We start from the raw sequence: 864 nt of genomic DNA, 5'->3' as shown, positions 1-864 counted from the left end.
CACCGATTTACCGCGCCGATTGGCGGATTATCAGATTCGCGGAGAAGCCAGAAATTGACACTCACGGGTCGCGCCCTTATCTGTGCAAGGCCCGCATAAGGGTGATATTGGTCGGCCCTCTGTCTAGCCGGGGTCGAGTGCCATTTTTCAAGGCTGCATGGGTTTGGAAGGTTTTTCGATGTTCGGCGCCCTCGCAAGAAAGCTGTTCGGCTCGTCCACGGAACGCGTGGTTAAGGGAATGCATAAAACGGTTCAGGCGATCAATGCGCTAGAGCCCGAGATTTCCGCCCTGACCGACGATCAACTGTCGGCCCAAACCGAGAAACTGCGCGCCCGCCTCACCGCTGGCGAAAGCCTCGATGACGTGCTGGTCGAAGCCTTCGCCACCGTCCGCGAAGCCGCCAAGCGCGAGCTTGGCATGCGCCCCTTCGACGTGCAGCTTATCGGCGGCATCGTGCTCCATCGTGGCATGATTTCGGAAATGCGCACGGGGGAAGGCAAAACCCTGGTCGCCGTGCTCCCCACCTATCTGAACGCGCTGCAAGGCGGCGGTGTGCATGTGGTGACGGTGAATGATTATCTCGCGAAACGCGATTCGACCTGGATGGGCCGGATTCATCGCCGCCTGGGGCTATCGACCGGCTGTATCGTCAATGGTCTGAACGATGTCGAGCGCCGGGCCGCCTACGCCTGCGACGTGACCTACGGCACGAATAATGAATTCGGCTTCGATTACCTGCGCGACAATATGAAGTTCCGCCTGGACGATATGGTTCAGCGCCCCTTCCATTACGCCATCGTCGATGAAGTCGATTCGATCCTGGTCGATGAAGCGCGCACGCCGCTGATTATCTYCCGGCCCCG

Annotated in this window: 1 protein-coding gene; it reads left to right on the top strand. The window is 59.3% G+C overall.

The genetic code is table 11. From position 1 onward, the window contains the following. Window positions 1-178 precede the first annotated feature (178 nt). On the top strand, window positions 179-864 hold a 686-nt coding region (locus tag VZ95_RS19030; RefSeq protein WP_332308140.1), incomplete at its 3' end, for a DEAD/DEAH box helicase.

The sequence above is a fragment of the Elstera litoralis genome, assembly GCF_000963705.1.
Lineage (GTDB): Bacteria > Pseudomonadota > Alphaproteobacteria > Elsterales > Elsteraceae > Elstera > Elstera litoralis.
This window is presented reverse-complemented; position numbering and strand designations above follow the sequence as displayed.